Raw genomic sequence first — 16,990 nt, 5'->3', positions numbered from 1 at the left:
GCAGCAATGATTTGATTTAGGCCAGATTAGTAATGTTAAAGGGTAGTTTGCGCAGCCTTTTTCCGGTAGCAGCAAAAACCGCGTTGCCCAGTGCAGGTGCCACCGGTGGTAATCCCGGCTCCCCTACTCCTCCCGGAACAGCCCCGCTATCGACGATATACACCTCCATGGCCGGCGTTTCATTGAGTCTGAGCACATTGTACTGATGGTAGTTACTCTGGTCGCAAACGCCATTGGTAAAGGTAATACCGTCCTTAATGGCGGCCGTGATCCCCATGACGATATTGCCTTCCGTCTGCGCTTTGACATTATCGGGATTCACATAATGACCGCAGTCAATAACGGAGATCACCTTATCGATCTTAACGCCCTGCCCGCTTTTGGAAACCGTGATACAGCAAGCTGATATACTGCCAAATGACTTAAAGACAGCGATGCCTTTACCAGTGCCCTCAGGAAGTTTTTCATCCCAATTCGCTTTTTCAGCCAGGGTTTCGAGCACTTTTTTGAAACGGTCGTCCGGCAGTATTTCCAACCGGGCCTTCAATGGGTCCTTTTTGGCAAGATGCGCCAGCTCGTCAATGAAACATTCCTGACCCCAGCCGAAATTGGAAGCATATACCGAGCGCCACCAGACCACGGGAATATCCGTCTTCACATGCGTCCAGCTCACTTTTGAGGCCGAACTGAAATGATATTTATTGTTACCGGTACTGATCTCTTCGCTCAGCCAGGGATCTGCTTCATCGTCTTTTAATCCCTTGAAGACCTGGCTCACAATCGACTCCCCGATCGCATGATGGTGATAGCCCGTGATTTTACCGTCTTCCACAAAACCCTGCAAGTGACTCAGCATTCCTGGGCGATAAGGCCCCTGTGTAATGTCATCCTCCCGCGTCCAGATCACCTTAACGGGCTTTTTAAGCTCCCTTGAAATGTGGCACGCTTCCAGAAGAAAATCGTGGTAAGCCTTCCGGCCGAAGGCTCCTCCGAGCAGCGTCACATTGATTTTCACCTGCTCAGGCTTAATCTTTAAATAGCCGCAGACGTCACGAAGCGCCCAGTCAGGCCCCTGCACAGGCGCCCAAATTTCCACCGAGCCATCCTCTTTCACATGCACTACGGCATTTTCCGGCTCAATCGGGGCGTGCGCCAGAAAAGGCGTTTCGTACTGCGCTTGCAGCTTATCCTTAGCTGCTGCGTATTTGGCGGTAAAGTCACCTTTTTCCTCGAAATTGATGCCTTCTTTTTGGGCGGCCTCATAAGTTTGGGCAAAATAGCTGGCGGTAGTCAATGATTTTTCATAACCTGCATTGTCCCATTGTACACGCAGGGCTTTTTTCCCTTTCAAAGCAGCCCACCAGTTGGTAGCCACCACCGCTACCGCCTCTGAGCTGCGGTGGGGCATCGTACGCTCGGTTTTGATGATTTGCAAAACCCCTTTTATTTTTTTGGCCTCCGAGTCATCAATGGAAACCACTTTACCGTGTATAGCAGGTGAATGCAGAATGCTGGCATAAACCATCCCTTCAATGTCCACGTCAATTCCGTAAACGGCCTTGCCATTGACGCGCTCGGGGACGTCAAGTCTTTTATTGTATTTGCCAATGATCTTGAAATCCTTTGCCTCCTTTAACTTGGGGTCTTTGGGGATTTCCAGTTTGGAAGCATCGTCGGCCAGCTCACCATATGTCAGGCTTTTGCCGGTTGCCTTGTGGAGTATCTTTCCATCTTCGGCGGTGCATTCGCTCACCTGAACATTCCATTTTTTTGCGGCGGCGCTCGTCAGCATTTCCCGGGCCGCTGCCCCGGCTTTCCGGATCGGCATCCAAAGCTCCCTGACCGAGCTGCTTCCCCCGGAAGTCTGGCTGCCGTACTTACCCATACCGTCACTCTGAACGATCAGGACTTTTTCAAGGCTTACTTCCAGCTCTTCGGCCAGAAGTGACGGAACAGCCTGGGTAGAACCCTGTCCCATGTCCGGGCGCGGATTGACCAATGTAATGTTGCCGGCGGTATCAATGATGATAAAGGGATTGATTTCCAGCCTCAAAATAGCGGGCGTGATTTTTTTCAGAGCCGCATCCCTGGTAAATCCTGAAATGCCCAGTGCCAGCCCAAATGTGGCCAGGCCCGAGGCTTTGATAAAATCGCGGCGTGAGGTTTGTATATTTTCCAATGTCTTCTGGGGCTAAGGTTTGATGATCACTTCGTAAACTACCTTTTTCCAATTCCGCTTTCCGAAACCTTCATTTCTCCCGCAGCACGGTGAATGGCCTTCCGGATCCGGTCGTAAGTACCGCAGCGGCAAAGGTTTCCGCTCATCGCAGCGTCAATATCCGCGTCGGTCGGATCGGGATTCGCTTTCAGTAAAGCCACGGCAGACATAATCTGTCCGGACTGGCAGTAGCCACATTGAGGAACCTGCTCTTCGATCCAGGCATTCTGGATGATATGCATTTTGCCGTCCCCGATTCCTTCGATGGTCGTGATCTTATCATTTTTTCCGATGCTGGACACAGGCGTCTGGCAGGCGCGGGTGGGCTGCCCGTTCAAGTGCACCGTGCAGGCACCGCACAAGGCCATTCCGCAACCAAATTTCGTCCCTTTCAACCCCACAAAATCCCGTACTACCCAAAGCAAAGGCATATCAGGCTCGACATCGACCTTTACCCTTTTGCCATTTACCAATAAGTTATAATTCGCCATAGTATGAAGGTGATCAAATATTGAAGTGAGCTTGATGATCAATCATGAAAAATATCGTAAAAATCCCACAATTACAATCCTTTTGGGATCATAGTCAGGGTTTCAAAAAAATCAGTTGTCCAAGGTGATATGCCTCGTGGTTGGTCCTGTTGATCAAAATGTTAAGCTTGTTGCGATGCGGCTCTTTGGCGAAATTCTCCTCGGAAATCGCGCTGTGTTTGGTAAACCACTCATCGGCCGACATTTCATTGAAATAAGCCGTAAGTGTTTTGTTTAATTCTACCCAGTTGCCTCTTAATTCTGCTACCGATGGGATTTGCGCGGTTATATCATCGGGATTTTTGACAAAAGGTGTTTCCAGGTCAGGAAATAGCCTTTCTCCCAGTCCCAGCAGCGGAATTATTCCGTCATTGACTGCAATCATGTGGCCCAGCAGGTAGACGGCCCTGTTTTTTCCCGCAGCCACAGGCAATAACATTTGCTCATCCGACAAGTTGTCGATCAGGCCATTGAATCTTTGATTTTGCAGCTCCCAGTTGGAAACTACCATTTTGATAAATAATTGCCTGTCGGCCGTAGCTGATTTTGTTTCTTCTGAGATGATCATGGTTCTAGGTTTTTTCAAGGATAACAACTTAGCAGCCCACATGGATCGCCAGTCTCGAGAAATTTTTTAAAAGATAAGAAATGATCACATTGGCGGCTGATGGCTATTTTAACCAAAAACAAAGCTATTTTTACCCATTAACCACTTGCTGACCCTGAATCTGAGATAATGATTACAAACGACGCGGTCGTACTGGGCCTTTTGATGCTCATTCTTGCAGCTATCTTCTATACTGCGTCCCTTTCGCGGTGGAAAAAATTCTACAGAGTCATTCCTCCGCTGCTGCTTTGCTACTTTATTCCCGGCCTGCTTAATTCCTTTGGCATTGTCAATGGGGCTACTTCTCAGCTTTATCCGGTGGTATCCAAATATTTTCTGCCGGCATGTCTGGTGCTTTTCACCATTGGAATGGACTGGAAATCCCTGGCCAGTCTTGGCCCGAAAGCACTCCTGGCGATGCTCGCAGGTACGGCAGGTGTCATGATTGGCGGCCCGGTTGCACTATGGATCGTGGGACTGGTAAGCCCCCAAACCGTGGCGGGCCAGGGAGCGGACGCCGTCTGGCGGGGGCTGGCGACCATTGCAGGAAGCTGGATCGGGGGTGGCGCCAATCAAACCGCATTACGGGAAGTGTTTCATCCCAGCGACGCATTGTTCTCACAAATGGTCGCTGTGGACGTACTGGTCGCCGAGCTTTGGATGGCCGCGCTGATCTACGGAGCAGGGATGGCTTCCAAAATCGACCAGCTACTTGGCGCCGACAGCAGCCAGGTGCAGCAGCTAAAGGAGCATCTGGACTCAGATCAAATGGCCAATGAAAAGACACCTGCCATGCGCGATTACATTTTTCTGGCTGCTGCCGGCTTCGGAGCGACAGGTGCGGCGCATGGGCTGGCCGAAATCATTACGCCATACCTATCCGAAAACTATCCTGCTCTTGCCAAATATAGCCTTACTTCTAACTTTTTCTGGGTCATTACCATCGCTACATTGATCGGTATCGCACTCTCTGTCACCCCGGTGCGCAAACTGGAATACTTGGGGGCTTCCAAACTGGGATCGGTGTTTTTATATGTGCTCATTGCTACCATCGGCATGCAGATGGATTTGGGAGCAGTTGCCGGCAACCCCGGCCTTTTTGCCATTGGGCTGATCTGGATCAGCATTCACGGCATCATTTTGATTTTGGTGTGTAAATGGCTTAAAATACCATTCTTTTTTCTGGCCGTGGGAAGTCAGGCCAATGTGGGCGGCTCGGCCTCGGCATCTGTGGTAGCAGCGGCTTTTCACCCTTCATTGGCACCAGTTGGCGTTTTACTCGCTATATTAGGGTATGCAATCGGTACCTATGGCGGTTACCTGACGGCTTTAATGATGCAATGGGTCAGCGCAGGTTAATTTTTTGAAACATGGAAGAAAAAAGCAAATTAGACAAAATCGTGGAGGCGCGCATGAAGCTGAAAGCCCGCTTTGAAGATCAAATGGCAGGTACGCCCTCCGTTTCGGATCCAAAACCGATGGGTAGTGGTCAAATTAACCGCCATGGCATGCCCAAACTGCCCGTCGGGCAAATCCAAACCAATAAATGGCCGGTACTGGATTTGGGTTTCAAGCCTGATATTTCGCATCAGAAATGGAAGTTGGTCATCGATGGCCAGGTAGAATCCCCCGTTACATTAACCTGGGATGATTTCATGGCGCTGCCGCAAACCGAGGATACCAGCGACTTTCACTGTGTTACCACCTGGTCGCGAATGGATGTTCCCTGGAAAGGGGTCCGCCTGGCTGATCTTGCCGCGTTGGTGCTACCCAAGTCTTCGGCGACACATATATTATGTTACGGCTATGATAAATACACGACCAATCTCTCGTTGGAGGAAGCATTAAAAGAAGATGTAATGCTGGTTCACACGGCAGACAACAAACCCCTGGAACGTGATCATGGCGGGCCGGTCAGGATGATCACCCCCCAGCTTTATGCATGGAAAGGCAGCAAATGGATCAGCCGGATCGAGTTTTTGTCTTCCAATGAACTGGGATTCTGGGAATTGAGAGGCTATTCCAATACAGCCTATCCCTGGCGCAATGACCGGTATAGCTAGGAAGGAAGACTTGGTAAGTCTTGGAGACGGGGTCGCACAGACTTGCCAAGTCTCGCGTTTCTAAAAATCAAGCATCAGCCCGTCGTAGGCCAGCTTGACGTGCGGCGGCAATTCGCTTTCAACGGCTGCATGCAGGCCGAGCTTGTGGCTGATATGGGTCAGATAAGCCTGGGGCACATTCAATTTGTCGATCAGCTCCAGCGCCTGCGAAAGCGTAAAATGAGACAAATGCGGCTCTTTTTGCAGGGTATCTAAGACCAGTACCTGCGAGCCTATTATTTTCTGCTGCTCTTCTTCGGAGATAAAATTAGCATCGGTAATGTAGGTGAAGTCCCCGATCCGGTAGCCGTAAACAGCCAGCTTGTGATGCATGACTTCGATAGGAATGAACCGGACTCCTTCGATCTCAAAGGGACGGTTTTCAATCGGGTGCAGCTCGAAATGCGGGACGCCCGGATAGCGTTTTTCAGAAAAAGCGTAGGCAAATTCGCTCCGGATCTGGTTGAGCACTTCCAGTCTGCCATACAAGGGCATATCCTTTTGCTGACGATGGTTAAATGCGCGGATGTCGTCCAGGCCGGCGGTGTGGTCTTTGTGCTGGTGTGTAAAAATCGCAGCATCAAGCTCTTTCACATTGGCCCTCAACATTTGCTGACGAAAATCGGGGCCGGTATCTATGACAAAGGATTTGCCGTTGGCCTGTATCCAAACGGAAGTCCGTAAACGCTTATCATGCTGATCATTAGAACGGCAAACGGCACACTCGCAGGCAATAACGGGTATTCCCTGCGAGGTGCCGGTTCCTAAAAATGTAATCCTCATCAGGTTTTTATTCTGTCAAATGCGCAACCACTTCAACCAAGCGGTCAAAATTTAACGGTTTCATCAACGCATCATCAAATCCTGCTTCTTTGAAATCTTCCTCAGAGTAATTCTTGGCATTACCTGTTATGGCCACAATCGGTGTTTTGGCTTTCTTCTCGTTTGGCAACTTACGAATGCTTCTTGCGCACTCCATTCCATCCATCACAGGCATATTGATATCCAGCAAAATGATATCGAAATCTTCTTTTTCAAGGAGTTGCAATACTTGTTCTCCATTTTTCACCGAAGTGATCTCGTAATGTTGAAATTCCAGAATCTTCCTTGCCAGATTTTGAATCACTGAACTGTCTTCGGCAATGAGTACTCGTTTTGTGTATGACATATGATGGGTCAGGTATTGTGTTTAATAATTTGCCAGGTCAATTTAGGTATATTTCAACCAACATCGCAAACAGCCCGGGTGTGAAGTTTCAAAATTATCATAAAAAAGTAAATAAACATCCTATACTTTTTCAAAGCTGCCTTTCGGGTGTAAGTTTGTAATCCGTTTACAATCATAGACCCGGTATGTTCAAAAATAAAGTAATCCGATACAGCACGATCGCGATGGTCATCGCAATCCTGGCATATTTTGTAGCAGAAAATTTCACTGGCCTCAGCGCGGGCTCTTCCGCCGAAGATTTGATCGCGGCCAGCCCTGAAAAGTATAAAACCAAGATCCAGCAGGAGCGCGCCGCCAAAGATGAACAGTTCAAAACCACCGAGGACTCCCCCATTGCCGACAAAGCCAGCTTTCACGGGTTGCATTACTTTGAGCCGGATCTGACATTTCGCATTAAAGCCAATATCTCCCCTTACATGAAGGAGGATAAGGAGGTGATAGTCAAATATACGGACGGTACTTCTGAAAAATACGAAAAATACGGCTATGCCAATTTTACCGTCGGTGGTAAGCCTCAAAAGCTGCTGCTGCTAAAAAATGAAAGCGTGATCTCGGTTCTGTTCAGGGACGCAACCAGCGGTAAAGAAACCTATGGCGGCGGGCGTTACCTGGATTATCCGCTTTCAGAAATCAAGAATAATGTCATCGTTCTGGACTTTAACAAGGCCTATAATCCTTACTGCGTATACCAGTCCAGCTATGCATGTCCTGTCCCACCGGCCGAGAACACGCTCACAGTACCCATCCAGGCCGGCGAGCTGACCGAATCTGCTGTGCATGAGTGAGATTTAACAAAATATTTATGTTAAACCTGAAACTTGTGGCTTGGAAATATCTAAATTTCCATTCAAATAAAACAACACGTCATGACAACGACTGAAATTGCAGAACGCCTGGTAGCCCTATGCCGCGAGAACCAATATGAGCAGGCGCAAAAGGAATTATATTCAGATGATGCCCTCAGCATCGAACCGGAAGGATCTCCCGGAGAAACCATTGTGCAGGGACTCGATAAGATTGTCCAGAAAGGAAATCACTTTCAGGACATGATTGAGCAGTTTCATGGCCAGGAGCTTTCCGACCCCGTTGTAGCGGGTAACTATTTCTCCATTAGCCTGACGATGGATATCACCTTCAAAGGAATGGGTAGAATTCCGATGGAAGAAATTGCATTGTATAAAGTCGCTGACGGGAAGATTGTTAGTGAGCAATTCTTCTATGAGGTAGCGCCTGCACAATAATTTATTCTGCAATCAAAGAGGGCAATAGCCGGGTCTTTTGACCTGGCTATTTTCTTTTGCAGCACATACATCTCAAACTTAAATCGTTAATTTTGCGGTAAAGGCGCTCTGTTTGGATACAGCACCCTTCAAATTTTATTTAAAGCATTCGCATGAAGATCTCTTATAAGTGGCTTAAGGAATTAATTGAAATCACAGAAACGCCGGAAGAAATCGGCAGGCTCTTAACAGCAACCGGACTTGAAGTAGAAAGCATTGAAGAGATCGAATCCATAAAAGGTGGTTTGCAGGGGGTGGTGATCGGCCAGGTGCTGACTTGTGAAAAACATCCCGAAGCCGACCGCTTAAGTCTAACCACCGTTGATGCAGGAGGTGAAAACCCACTTTCCATTGTCTGCGGGGCGCCTAATGTGGCAGCCGGCCAGAAGGTAATCGTGGCCACTGTGGGAGCGATGCTCCACCCTACCGGCAGTGATCAGCCATTGGTTTTGAAAAAGTCAAAAATAAGGGGCGCACTTTCCGAAGGAATGATCTGCGCGGAAGATGAACTGGGCTTGGGCAGCTCACACGACGGCATCCTGGTACTGGACACCACATTACCCAACGGAACACCTGCCAGCGAATATTTTGGAATTTCATCTGACTACTTGATTGAAATAGGGCTCACCCCCAACCGCGCCGACGCTGCTTCCCATTATGGTGTGGCGCGCGATCTGAAAGCGGTACTGGGCCGCCCGGTCACATTGCCTTCCGTTGAGGAGTTTGCTGTCGCTAGCCAACAGCTTCCGATCACGGTTGAAGTAAAAAATCAGGATGCATGCCCGCGCTATACCGGACTGACGATTTCAGGGATCAAAGTGGGAGAATCTCCCCAGTGGCTGAAAGATCGTCTGCAGACAATCGGTATCCGCGCCATTAACAACATTGTAGACATCACCAATTATGTATGTCACGAGCTGGGCCAGCCCATGCATGCGTTTGACGCTGAAAAAGTCATTGGCAACAAAGTGGTCGTTACCACGGTCGCTGACGGGACACCATTCATTACACTAGACGGGGTGGAGCGAAAAATCTCGGGCTCTGATCTGATGATCTGCAATGCAGGAAGCAATGGCGTTCCTGAGCCTATGTGTATTGCCGGCGTTTTTGGCGGGCTCACTTCGGGGGTTACTAGTGATACGACTTCGATATTTCTTGAATCCGCTTATTTTTCTCCGGCCTGGGTACGCAAGACTGCGCAGCGCTTCACATTGAAAACTGATTCGTCGTTCCGTTTTGAGCGCGGTACGGATCCCAATATGCCCCTTTTTGCATTGAAAAGAGCCGCATTACTGATTCAGGAAATCGCGGGAGGAACTGTTTCTTCTGAAATCACCGACATTTATCCGCAGCCGGTAGAGGACTTCCGGGTTGCGATGAGCTACAAGCATATTAACCGGCTGATTGGAAAAACGCTGGATAAAACACTGATCAAAAGCATTCTGGAAAGCCTGGACATTCAGGTTGCTGACGAAAACGAATCCTCGTTTACGGCCATCGTAGCTCCTTACCGCGTCGATGTGCAGAGAGAGGCTGATGTCATTGAGGAAATCCTGCGCATTTACGGATTTGGTCAGGTAGAGCTTTCAGAAACGCTCAGCTCGGATTTTCTTTCTGATTTCCCGGTCAATGATCCGGAAAAATTAAAACTGCGCGTGGCCGAATTGCTGGTAGCAAATGGTTTCAATGAAATGATCAACAATTCATTGACCAAACCCGAATATCAGGTCTTGATGAGCGAAAGTCTGGCTGGCAATCCTGTCAAAATCCTCAATTACCTCAGCGAAGATCTGTCTGTGATGCGCCAGACGCTGCTTTTCTCGGGGCTTGAAGTGATTGCCTACAACAGCAACCGCCGCCAGAAGGACCTGAAAGTTTTTGAATTTGGCAATACCTACCACCAGATCAACGAAAAATATGTCGAAAAGGAAAGGTTGGCTGTTTTCGTAACCGGTAACATTGCGCAGGAAAGCTGGTTTGAAAAATCCCGCGAAACGGTATTCCATGACCTGGCTGCCTTTGTCAATAAGGTCTTAACCGCAGTCAAAATCAGGGAAGTTGAAAAACAACAGGCTGATCCTGCTATTTTCAAACAAGGGCTTACTTTGTTATCTAACCGCAAACCGGTGGTTTCATTTGGTTTGCTCAATGCTGCATTATCTAAAAAACTCGACGTGAAAGCGCCCGTTTATTTTGCCGACTTTGATTGGGAGTACATGCTTCGCCAGTACAATGCGGCCGTTGAATACAAAGAGGTTTCCAAATTCCCCGAAGTGCGTCGTGACCTGTCGGTGGTAGTCAACAAGAAGGTCACTTTTGAAGAGCTTCGCCAGATTGCTTACAAAACAGAGCGGCAACTGCTGCGTTCGGTCAATGTGTTTGACGTGTATGAAGGTGCTAACCTGGAAGGTAAAAAGTCCTATTCGATCAGCTTCATTTTGCAGGATGACCAGCAGACATTGACCGACAAAGTGATCGACAAATCCATGCAGCGGCTGATGGCGGCTTATGAGCGGGAGTTTGAGGCACTCATCAGGAAATGATTAGATTTTGAATTTTTGCTTGGATGGATATTTTTAAGGTTAGCAAATGGAAAGGAGCATTGAACGTATCATTGAACACAAGTTATCCGACCTTGAAAAAAAGCTCGAGATACTGATCAATACAAAAGAGAAACTAACCTGGTCAATATCAGAGCTCCAACGTGAAAATGCGGAGCTCCGGGTGTCCAATATCCAACTCAAGGAAGAAGCGAAAGAAATAAAGAAAAAATACACTACTTTGGAAAAAGACTTTAATAAGTCTAAAAGTTTCGCTAAAATTGTCACTAGTAAACTGACACCAACGAGCGGAATCGCCGAACTGAAAGACTCAGTTGAAAGATATATACAAGAGATCGATAAGTGCATTGAATTGCTTGAAGATACCTTATGAAAAAAAATAGCATACCCACTCCGGACGTTTCTGTCTTTATAAAACTGCTGGACAGAGGTTTCAAACTGAGTGTTCCGGCAGATCAGGAGAAATTCTACAGGGACGGGTATGAGGTGTTCATGCAACGCGTGCAGCAGCATAAATTAAAAGGAAAAGTATACGGTGACATCGAAGCAATTGCACTGACCTCCATCGAATGCCTGGTAGCATTGCAGAGGAATCAGCAGCAAATGGACAATCTGGTGATGGCTTTTAAAGGCAGAGTGGAAAAGCTGGACGAAACAATTACCAGCGCTCTGGAGAGCTAAGCGATTTACACCCCTAACCTTTGATTTATACTGAAATCTTCTAAATAACTTTCAATTCTTCATTTTCGGCATTTTAACGCGGGGTAGTCGGTCAAACCAACTATATATAACCATCATTGAAATGTCAAATTATTTAGTTTTCATCGTCGTCCTGTCCGATATCATCGCCGTTGGGGTGGGTATTTTTGCAGGCAAATACATTTTTCAGAGGTCATTCGACCTAAAGGAAAAGGAAGCCCAGGAACGTGCCGCTGAAATTCTCCGAAATGCCGAAAGTGCCGCTGAAAACATCAAAAAGGACCGTATACTAGAAGCGAAAGAAAAATATCTCCGTCTTAAATCTGAATTTGAAGAGGATGCCAATAAAAAACGTGTCATTCTTCAGACCAATGAACAAAAGCTTAAACAACGCGAGCAGAGCCTGAATCAAACCATCGAGCAAAATAAGCGTCGTGAAAATGAGCTTGAAACGCTAAAAAATAACCTGAACCAACAGGTAGAGCTGGCTACCAAACGCCGCGAAGAAGCTGAAAAGTCATTGCAGCAGCAGGTTACCCAGCTCGAAAAAATTGCCAATCTTACCGCAGACCAGGCGCGCGAGCAGCTCGTAGACGCGCTGAAAGCCGAGGCAGATACCAGGGCAGGATCCTATGTAAAGAGCGCCATGGAAGAAGCCCGTCTTACTGCTACCAAAGAAGCCAAAAAGATCGTTATCGAGACTATCCAGCGTACTGCCGCAGAACACGCCATTGAAAACTGCGTATCGGTATTCAACATTGAAAACGACGACATCAAAGGTAAAATCATTGGTCGGGAAGGACGCAATATTCGCGCATTGGAAGCTGCTACTGGTGTTGAGATCATTGTCGATGATACCCCCGAAGCGATCGTAATATCTGGTTTTGATCCTGTTCGCAGGGAGATCGCCAGACTTTCGCTGCACCGCCTGGTGCAGGACGGAAGGATCCACCCGGCAAGAATTGAAGAAGTGGTAGCCAAAACCCGCAAGAACATTGATGATGAAATCGTCGAAATCGGCGAAAGGACTGTCATTGATATGGGCATTCACGGATTACACCCTGAGCTTGTTAAAATGATCGGCCGCATGCGTTTCCGTTCATCATACGGGCAGAACCTGCTGCAACACTCACGCGAGGTCGCCAAGCTTTGCGCCACGATGGCATCCGAGCTTGGACTGAACACCAAACTGGCCAAAAGAGCCGGGCTGCTGCACGATATTGGTAAGGTTTGGCCGGAAGAATCCGATTTGCCACACGCTATCCTGGGTATGGAGCTTGCCAAGAAATACAAGGAAAATCCGGAAGTATGCAATGCCATCGGTGCTCACCATGACGAGATCGAAATGACCAGCATTCTTTCGCCTATCATCCAGGTTTGTGATGCGATTTCGGGCTCACGTCCGGGCGCGCGCCGTGAGATGATGGAATCCTATATTCAGCGTTTGCGTGATCTTGAAAACATGGCACTCTCCTTTGACGGCGTTGAAAAATGCTATGCAATTCAGGCAGGCCGTGAGCTTCGGGTGATTATCGACGCTGACAATGTTTCAGACGAAAAAGCAGGAATGCTCTCCTTTGATATTTCGCAGAAGATTGAAAAAGAAATGCAATATCCCGGACAAATTAAAATTACAGTGATCCGTGAAATGCGCTCAGTGGCGTATGCGCGTTAACCTAGCTACAAATACATGACTTACTCACAGCTTAGCAGTTCACAACGATTGGGTATCCATACGCTCGGTGAACTGAAAAAAGCAGGTTATCAGCCACGTTCCATTAAACAGGAGTTAAGAGATAATCTGATTACCAAAATCAGGAATAAAGAAAATATTTTTCCAGGAATATGGGGTTACGAGGAAACGGTCATACCCGATGTTGAGCGGGCGATCCTTTCGATGCACAACATCAATTTTCTGGGACTACGCGGTCAGGCCAAAACACGCATTGCGCGGATGATGGTAAGCCTGCTGGACGAGTACATTCCCTACATCAAGAATTCGGAGCTGCACGATGATCCCTTGCAGCCATTATCCCGGTTTGCCAAAGACCAGGTAGCTGACCATGGCGAGCAGACTGAAATCGAATGGCTGCACCGCGACGAGCGTTACACCGAGAAGCTGGCGACGCCCGACGTTTCCGTAGCAGATTTGATCGGGGATGTAGACCCGATTAAAGCCGCGACATTGAAATTGCCTTATTCGGATGAGCGTGTGATCCATTTCGGGCTCATACCCCGTTCTCACCGTGGTATTTTCGTCATCAATGAGCTGCCCGATTTGCAGGCACGTATCCAGGTGGCGCTGTTCAATATCTTACAGGAAGGCGATATACAGATCCGTGGTTTCAAGCTGCGCTTGCCGCTGGACATCCAGTTTGTATTTACGGCCAATCCGGAGGATTATACCAATCGCGGCAGCATTGTGACGCCTTTGAAGGACCGTATCGAAAGCCAGATTGTTACCCACTATCCCAAGACCATTGAAACGGGCAAGAAAATTACCGAGCAGGAAGCAGTCGTTAAAGCCGAACAAAAGGAAATTGTATCGGTCTTTGAGCTAGCCAAAACACTCATCGAGCAGATTGCTTTTGAGGCCCGGGAGAGTGAATATGTAGACAGTAAAAGCGGTGTTTCGGCCCGTTTGACTATTTCTGCCTATGAGTCCCTTTTAAGTACTGCCGAACGACGCGCGCTCATCAATGCAGAAACGACTACCCACGTGCGCATTTCCGATCTTTATGGCGTAGTTTCGGCGATCTGCGGAAAAGTGGAGCTGGTCTATGAAGGGGAAGTCGAGGGACCGGTAATCGTGGCTCAAAACCTGATAGGAAAAGCGATACGTACCCAATTCCTGAGCTTTTTCCCGGATCCTGAAAAAAGCAAAAAAAGCAAGATCAATCCCTATGCCAAAGTAATCGAATGGTTTGGCGCTGGCAATGAAATGGAAATGCCAGCTGATATGACAGACCGCGAATACATCGCGCGGCTGAAAACCATTGATGGCCTGGATGATTTTGTAGATATGCTCAGCGCCTATTCCAGCACAGAGGAGAAGCTTTTCATGATGGAATTCGCATTGCACGGCATGGCCGAGTTTTCATTGATTGGAAAACAATCCCTGGATCAGGGGATGAAATTTCAGGACCTTGTCAGCAGTATGTTCTCCGGGCCGGGAGAGGACGATTATGATTTCGACGAGGACGACGATGACCGGAAGCCTTTCTAAAATAATATACCCATAAAAAATGCCCTGTTTTCAGCAGGGCATTTTCATTATACATCAATACGAGCTCCAATTATAACGGAGCGCCTTCGTCGACCACATTCGGCTCGCTGGTATCAATCAATGAATCAGGATCATTGTTGACTTTGCCACGAACTTTGGCTTCCAGCTCTTCCATCAACTCAGGATTATCTTTAAGCAAGGCTTTAACCGCATCACGGCCTTGACCCAAACGGTTGCCATCATAGCTAAACCAGGAACCGGCTTTTTTAATGATTTCCAGCTCAACACCCAGGTCGATGATCTCTCCCACTTTGGAAATTCCCTCGCCGTACATGATATCAAATTCAACTACTTTGAAAGGTGGCGCTACTTTGTTTTTCACCACTTTCACGCGCGTGCGGTTACCCAGGATCTGATCGGCGCTTTCCTTGATCTGCCCCACACGGCGAATATCCAGACGAACAGATGCGTAATATTTAAGGGCGTTACCGCCGGTAGTCGTTTCAGGGTTACCGAACATCACACCGATCTTCTCACGAAGCTGGTTGATGAAGATACAGCAGCATCCTGTTTTGTTGATCACACCGGTAAGCTTACGGAGTGCTTGTGACATCAAACGCGCCTGCAGACCCATTTTGCTATCACCCATTTCGCCTTCGAGCTCAGCACGGGGAACCAATGCTGCCACGGAGTCAATCACGATAATGTCCACCGCACCGCTGCTGATCAGGTGTTCGGCAATTTCAAGTGCCTGCTCACCGCTATCGGGTTGTGAAATCAGAAGGTTACTGGTATCAATACCCAGTTTCTCCGCATAGGAGCGGTCGAATGCATGCTCTGCATCGATGAATGCAGCCAGGCCACCCTTTTTCTGGGCTTCGGCAATGCAATGCATGGATAATGTAGTTTTACCGGAAGATTCCGGTCCGTAAATTTCGACAACCCGGCCGCGTGGCACGCCGCCTACGCCCAATGCGAGGTCAAGTCCCAGTGAGCCTGTTGAAATGACGGGAATATCTAAAACCTTGCTGTCGCTCAGACGCATTACTGTGCCTTTTCCGTAAGCTTTGTCAAGCTTTTCCAGCGTGGTCTGTAACGCTTTCAGTTTGTTGTCTTTATCAGTGGTTGGTTGTGCCATAAAAAAGGTGACAAAAATTTAGTTTGTACATAAAAAAGCGGTTTTTGCGTCACAAAAACCGCTCGATGACTGGTCTTTTCTGAGCTGTAAAAATATCGAATTTTGCTCAAAAATACAACCTGTTTTTCTCAATAAAATGTAATTCCTGATAAGAAAAAACCGCTAATACCCTGTCATTATTTCGAAGGTTTACATAAATAATTACCGACCGAAAGACGCTAATTATCAAGCGGAATTTACGCTGGTTGGCCAGTGAGTAAATACGGGTCTTTTTATATAATTTTGTCCCGGAAATGATTGTTATACAATCTGATCCGGATTCGTTTTCTTAATTGAGGTATTTCAGTGCTAAAAAAAATATTGCTTGCCCTTTTGGCCATTCTCGTTTTGCTTGGAATCTATTACAGGGACTTGCTCAGCTACGCCTGGATGCAGGCATCAGGCCAGATTGGAATATTAATGGATGTCCAGGATGTGCAGGATGTGTTGGAAGACCCTACCTTCCCTGATTCGCTCAAAGCACAGATCAGGCTAATCCAGGAGATCAAAAAATTCGGGGTGGATTCACTGGGGCTGGAACCTTCTAAAAACTACACCACATTTTACAACCAGCACGGCAAACCGCTGATCTGGCTCATCACCGCGTCGGACCGCTACAAGATCAATGCTTACAAATGGCATTTCCCGATCGTGGGCAGCTTCCCTTACAAAGGTTTTTTTGACTCTACCCGAGCCGTCTTGGAAGAAAAAGCCATGATCAGCAAGGGCTTTGATACAGACATTGGCGAAGTCTCTGCCTGGTCTACACTGGGCTACCTGAAAGACCCGATCCTGTCGAGTATGCTCAAAAGGAAAGTCGGCAGTCTGGCCAACCTGATCCTGCATGAACTGACGCATGGTACGCTTTTTGTGAAAAGTAACCTGGAACTCAACGAAAACCTGGCCAGTTTTGTCGGTGATCAGGGCGCCATCCGTTTTTTGAAGTATAAGTATGGTCTTCACTCACCTGAATTGCGTACATACGAATATTCAAAGAAATTCAATGACGCTTATTCAGGGCATATGCTTAGGGGTATAGGCCGGCTCGACAGTCTTTACAGGACATTCGGCGCGGATCTTTCGCCTGACGCCAGAAAAGACGCATTGAAAAACAGGCTGATCATGCATATACTTAGCGACGCAGATACACTTCTGGCCGGCAATTCAGCGTTAACAAACAAAAATCGCCGGGCGGCGATCCGCGGGCATGACGGTAAGCTGCCCAACAATGCATACTTTATCAGCTATCAGACCTATAAGTCAAAGCAAAATACATTTCGGGAGGAATTTGAGAATAAATTTCAAGGGAATTTTAAGGACTATTTAGCCTATTTAAAACAGCAATACCCCTCTCTTTAATCA

16 protein-coding genes are annotated in these 16,990 nt (G+C 47.7%); 10 read left to right on the top strand and 6 right to left on the bottom strand.

Going from position 1 to position 16,990, the window contains the following annotated elements:
- Window positions 1–16: 16 nt before the first annotated feature.
- The 3 genes from ON006_RS02965 to ON006_RS02955 all read right to left on the bottom strand — a co-directional run bounded on the left by ON006_RS02965 (window position 17) and on the right by ON006_RS02955 (window position 3,316).
- Entirely contained in the window at window positions 17–2,179 is a 2,163-nt protein-coding gene (locus ON006_RS02965) for a xanthine dehydrogenase family protein molybdopterin-binding subunit (RefSeq protein WP_244823625.1), read from the bottom strand.
- A gap of 38 nt (window positions 2,180–2,217) precedes the next feature.
- A complete protein-coding gene (locus tag ON006_RS02960; RefSeq protein ID WP_244823624.1) occupies window positions 2,218–2,709 on the bottom strand; it encodes a (2Fe-2S)-binding protein in 492 nt (163 codons plus the stop codon).
- Window positions 2,710–2,803: 94 nt separating this feature from the next.
- Window positions 2,804–3,316 (bottom strand): DinB family protein, encoded by a 513-nt coding sequence (locus ON006_RS02955; RefSeq protein WP_244823623.1) that lies wholly within the window; start codon window positions 3,314–3,316, stop codon window positions 2,804–2,806.
- Window positions 3,317–3,484: 168 nt separating this feature from the next.
- Here ON006_RS02955 and ON006_RS02950 point away from each other — a divergent pair, with 168 nt between their 5' ends.
- Together ON006_RS02950 and ON006_RS02945 are read left to right on the top strand one after the other, a co-directional pair.
- Complete coding sequence (locus tag ON006_RS02950; protein ID WP_244823622.1) at window positions 3,485–4,714, top strand: DUF819 family protein; 1,230 nt, start codon at window positions 3,485–3,487, stop codon at window positions 4,712–4,714.
- 11 nt (window positions 4,715–4,725) lie between these two features.
- A complete protein-coding gene (locus ON006_RS02945; RefSeq protein ID WP_244823621.1) occupies window positions 4,726–5,418 on the top strand; it encodes a molybdopterin-dependent oxidoreductase in 693 nt (230 codons plus the stop codon).
- 60 nt (window positions 5,419–5,478) lie between these two features.
- On the opposite strand, the gene ON006_RS02940 is transcribed toward ON006_RS02945, so the two are convergent.
- Together ON006_RS02940 and ON006_RS02935 are read right to left on the bottom strand one after the other, a co-directional pair.
- Window positions 5,479–6,240 (bottom strand): MBL fold metallo-hydrolase, encoded by a 762-nt coding sequence (locus tag ON006_RS02940; protein WP_244823620.1) that lies wholly within the window; start codon window positions 6,238–6,240, stop codon window positions 5,479–5,481.
- 7 nt (window positions 6,241–6,247) lie between these two features.
- Entirely contained in the window at window positions 6,248–6,625 is a 378-nt protein-coding gene (locus tag ON006_RS02935; protein WP_149638454.1) for a response regulator, read from the bottom strand.
- A 185-nt stretch (window positions 6,626–6,810) separates the two neighbouring features.
- Between ON006_RS02935 and ON006_RS02930 the strand changes: the two genes are divergently transcribed.
- The 7 genes from ON006_RS02930 (at window position 6,811) to ON006_RS02900 (ending at window position 14,451) form a co-directional block, all read left to right on the top strand.
- The gene (locus ON006_RS02930) at window positions 6,811–7,470 is read left to right on the top strand and encodes a DUF1684 domain-containing protein (RefSeq protein WP_244823619.1); all 660 of its coding nucleotides are present in this window, start codon (window positions 6,811–6,813) and stop codon (window positions 7,468–7,470) included.
- Window positions 7,471–7,551: 81 nt separating this feature from the next.
- Window positions 7,552–7,926: a nuclear transport factor 2 family protein gene (locus ON006_RS02925; protein ID WP_244823618.1), complete on the top strand. Its 375-nt coding sequence runs from the start codon at window positions 7,552–7,554 to the stop codon at window positions 7,924–7,926.
- 152 nt (window positions 7,927–8,078) lie between these two features.
- Window positions 8,079–10,508, top strand: coding sequence for a phenylalanine--tRNA ligase subunit beta (pheT, locus tag ON006_RS02920; protein ID WP_244823617.1), 2,430 nt, complete (start codon window positions 8,079–8,081; stop codon window positions 10,506–10,508).
- Window positions 10,509–10,554: 46 nt separating this feature from the next.
- Window positions 10,555–10,899, top strand: coding sequence for a hypothetical protein (locus tag ON006_RS02915; protein WP_244823616.1), 345 nt, complete (start codon window positions 10,555–10,557; stop codon window positions 10,897–10,899).
- Window positions 10,896–11,207 (top strand): cell division protein ZapA, encoded by a 312-nt coding sequence (gene zapA / locus ON006_RS02910; protein ID WP_244823615.1) that lies wholly within the window; start codon window positions 10,896–10,898, stop codon window positions 11,205–11,207. The genes ON006_RS02915 and zapA overlap by 4 nt, the downstream gene beginning before the upstream one ends.
- Before the next feature lie 121 nt (window positions 11,208–11,328).
- A complete protein-coding gene (gene rny, locus ON006_RS02905; RefSeq protein WP_244823614.1) occupies window positions 11,329–12,900 on the top strand; it encodes a ribonuclease Y in 1,572 nt (523 codons plus the stop codon).
- 15 nt (window positions 12,901–12,915) lie between these two features.
- Complete coding sequence (locus tag ON006_RS02900) at window positions 12,916–14,451, top strand: P-loop NTPase family protein (protein ID WP_244823613.1); 1,536 nt, start codon at window positions 12,916–12,918, stop codon at window positions 14,449–14,451.
- A gap of 70 nt (window positions 14,452–14,521) precedes the next feature.
- Here the strand turns inward: ON006_RS02900 and recA are convergent, their stop codons facing one another.
- Window positions 14,522–15,589: a recombinase RecA gene (recA, locus tag ON006_RS02895; protein WP_244823612.1), complete on the bottom strand. Its 1,068-nt coding sequence runs from the start codon at window positions 15,587–15,589 to the stop codon at window positions 14,522–14,524.
- A 345-nt stretch (window positions 15,590–15,934) separates the two neighbouring features.
- Between recA and ON006_RS02890 the strand changes: the two genes are divergently transcribed.
- Entirely contained in the window at window positions 15,935–16,987 is a 1,053-nt protein-coding gene (locus ON006_RS02890; RefSeq protein WP_244823611.1) for an aminopeptidase, read from the top strand.
- The last annotated feature ends 3 nt before the right edge of the window (window positions 16,988–16,990 follow it).

The sequence above is a fragment of the Dyadobacter pollutisoli genome (assembly GCF_026625565.1).
In the GTDB taxonomy this organism is placed as follows: Bacteria; Bacteroidota; Bacteroidia; order Cytophagales; family Spirosomataceae; genus Dyadobacter; species Dyadobacter pollutisoli.
This window is presented reverse-complemented; position numbering and strand designations above follow the sequence as displayed.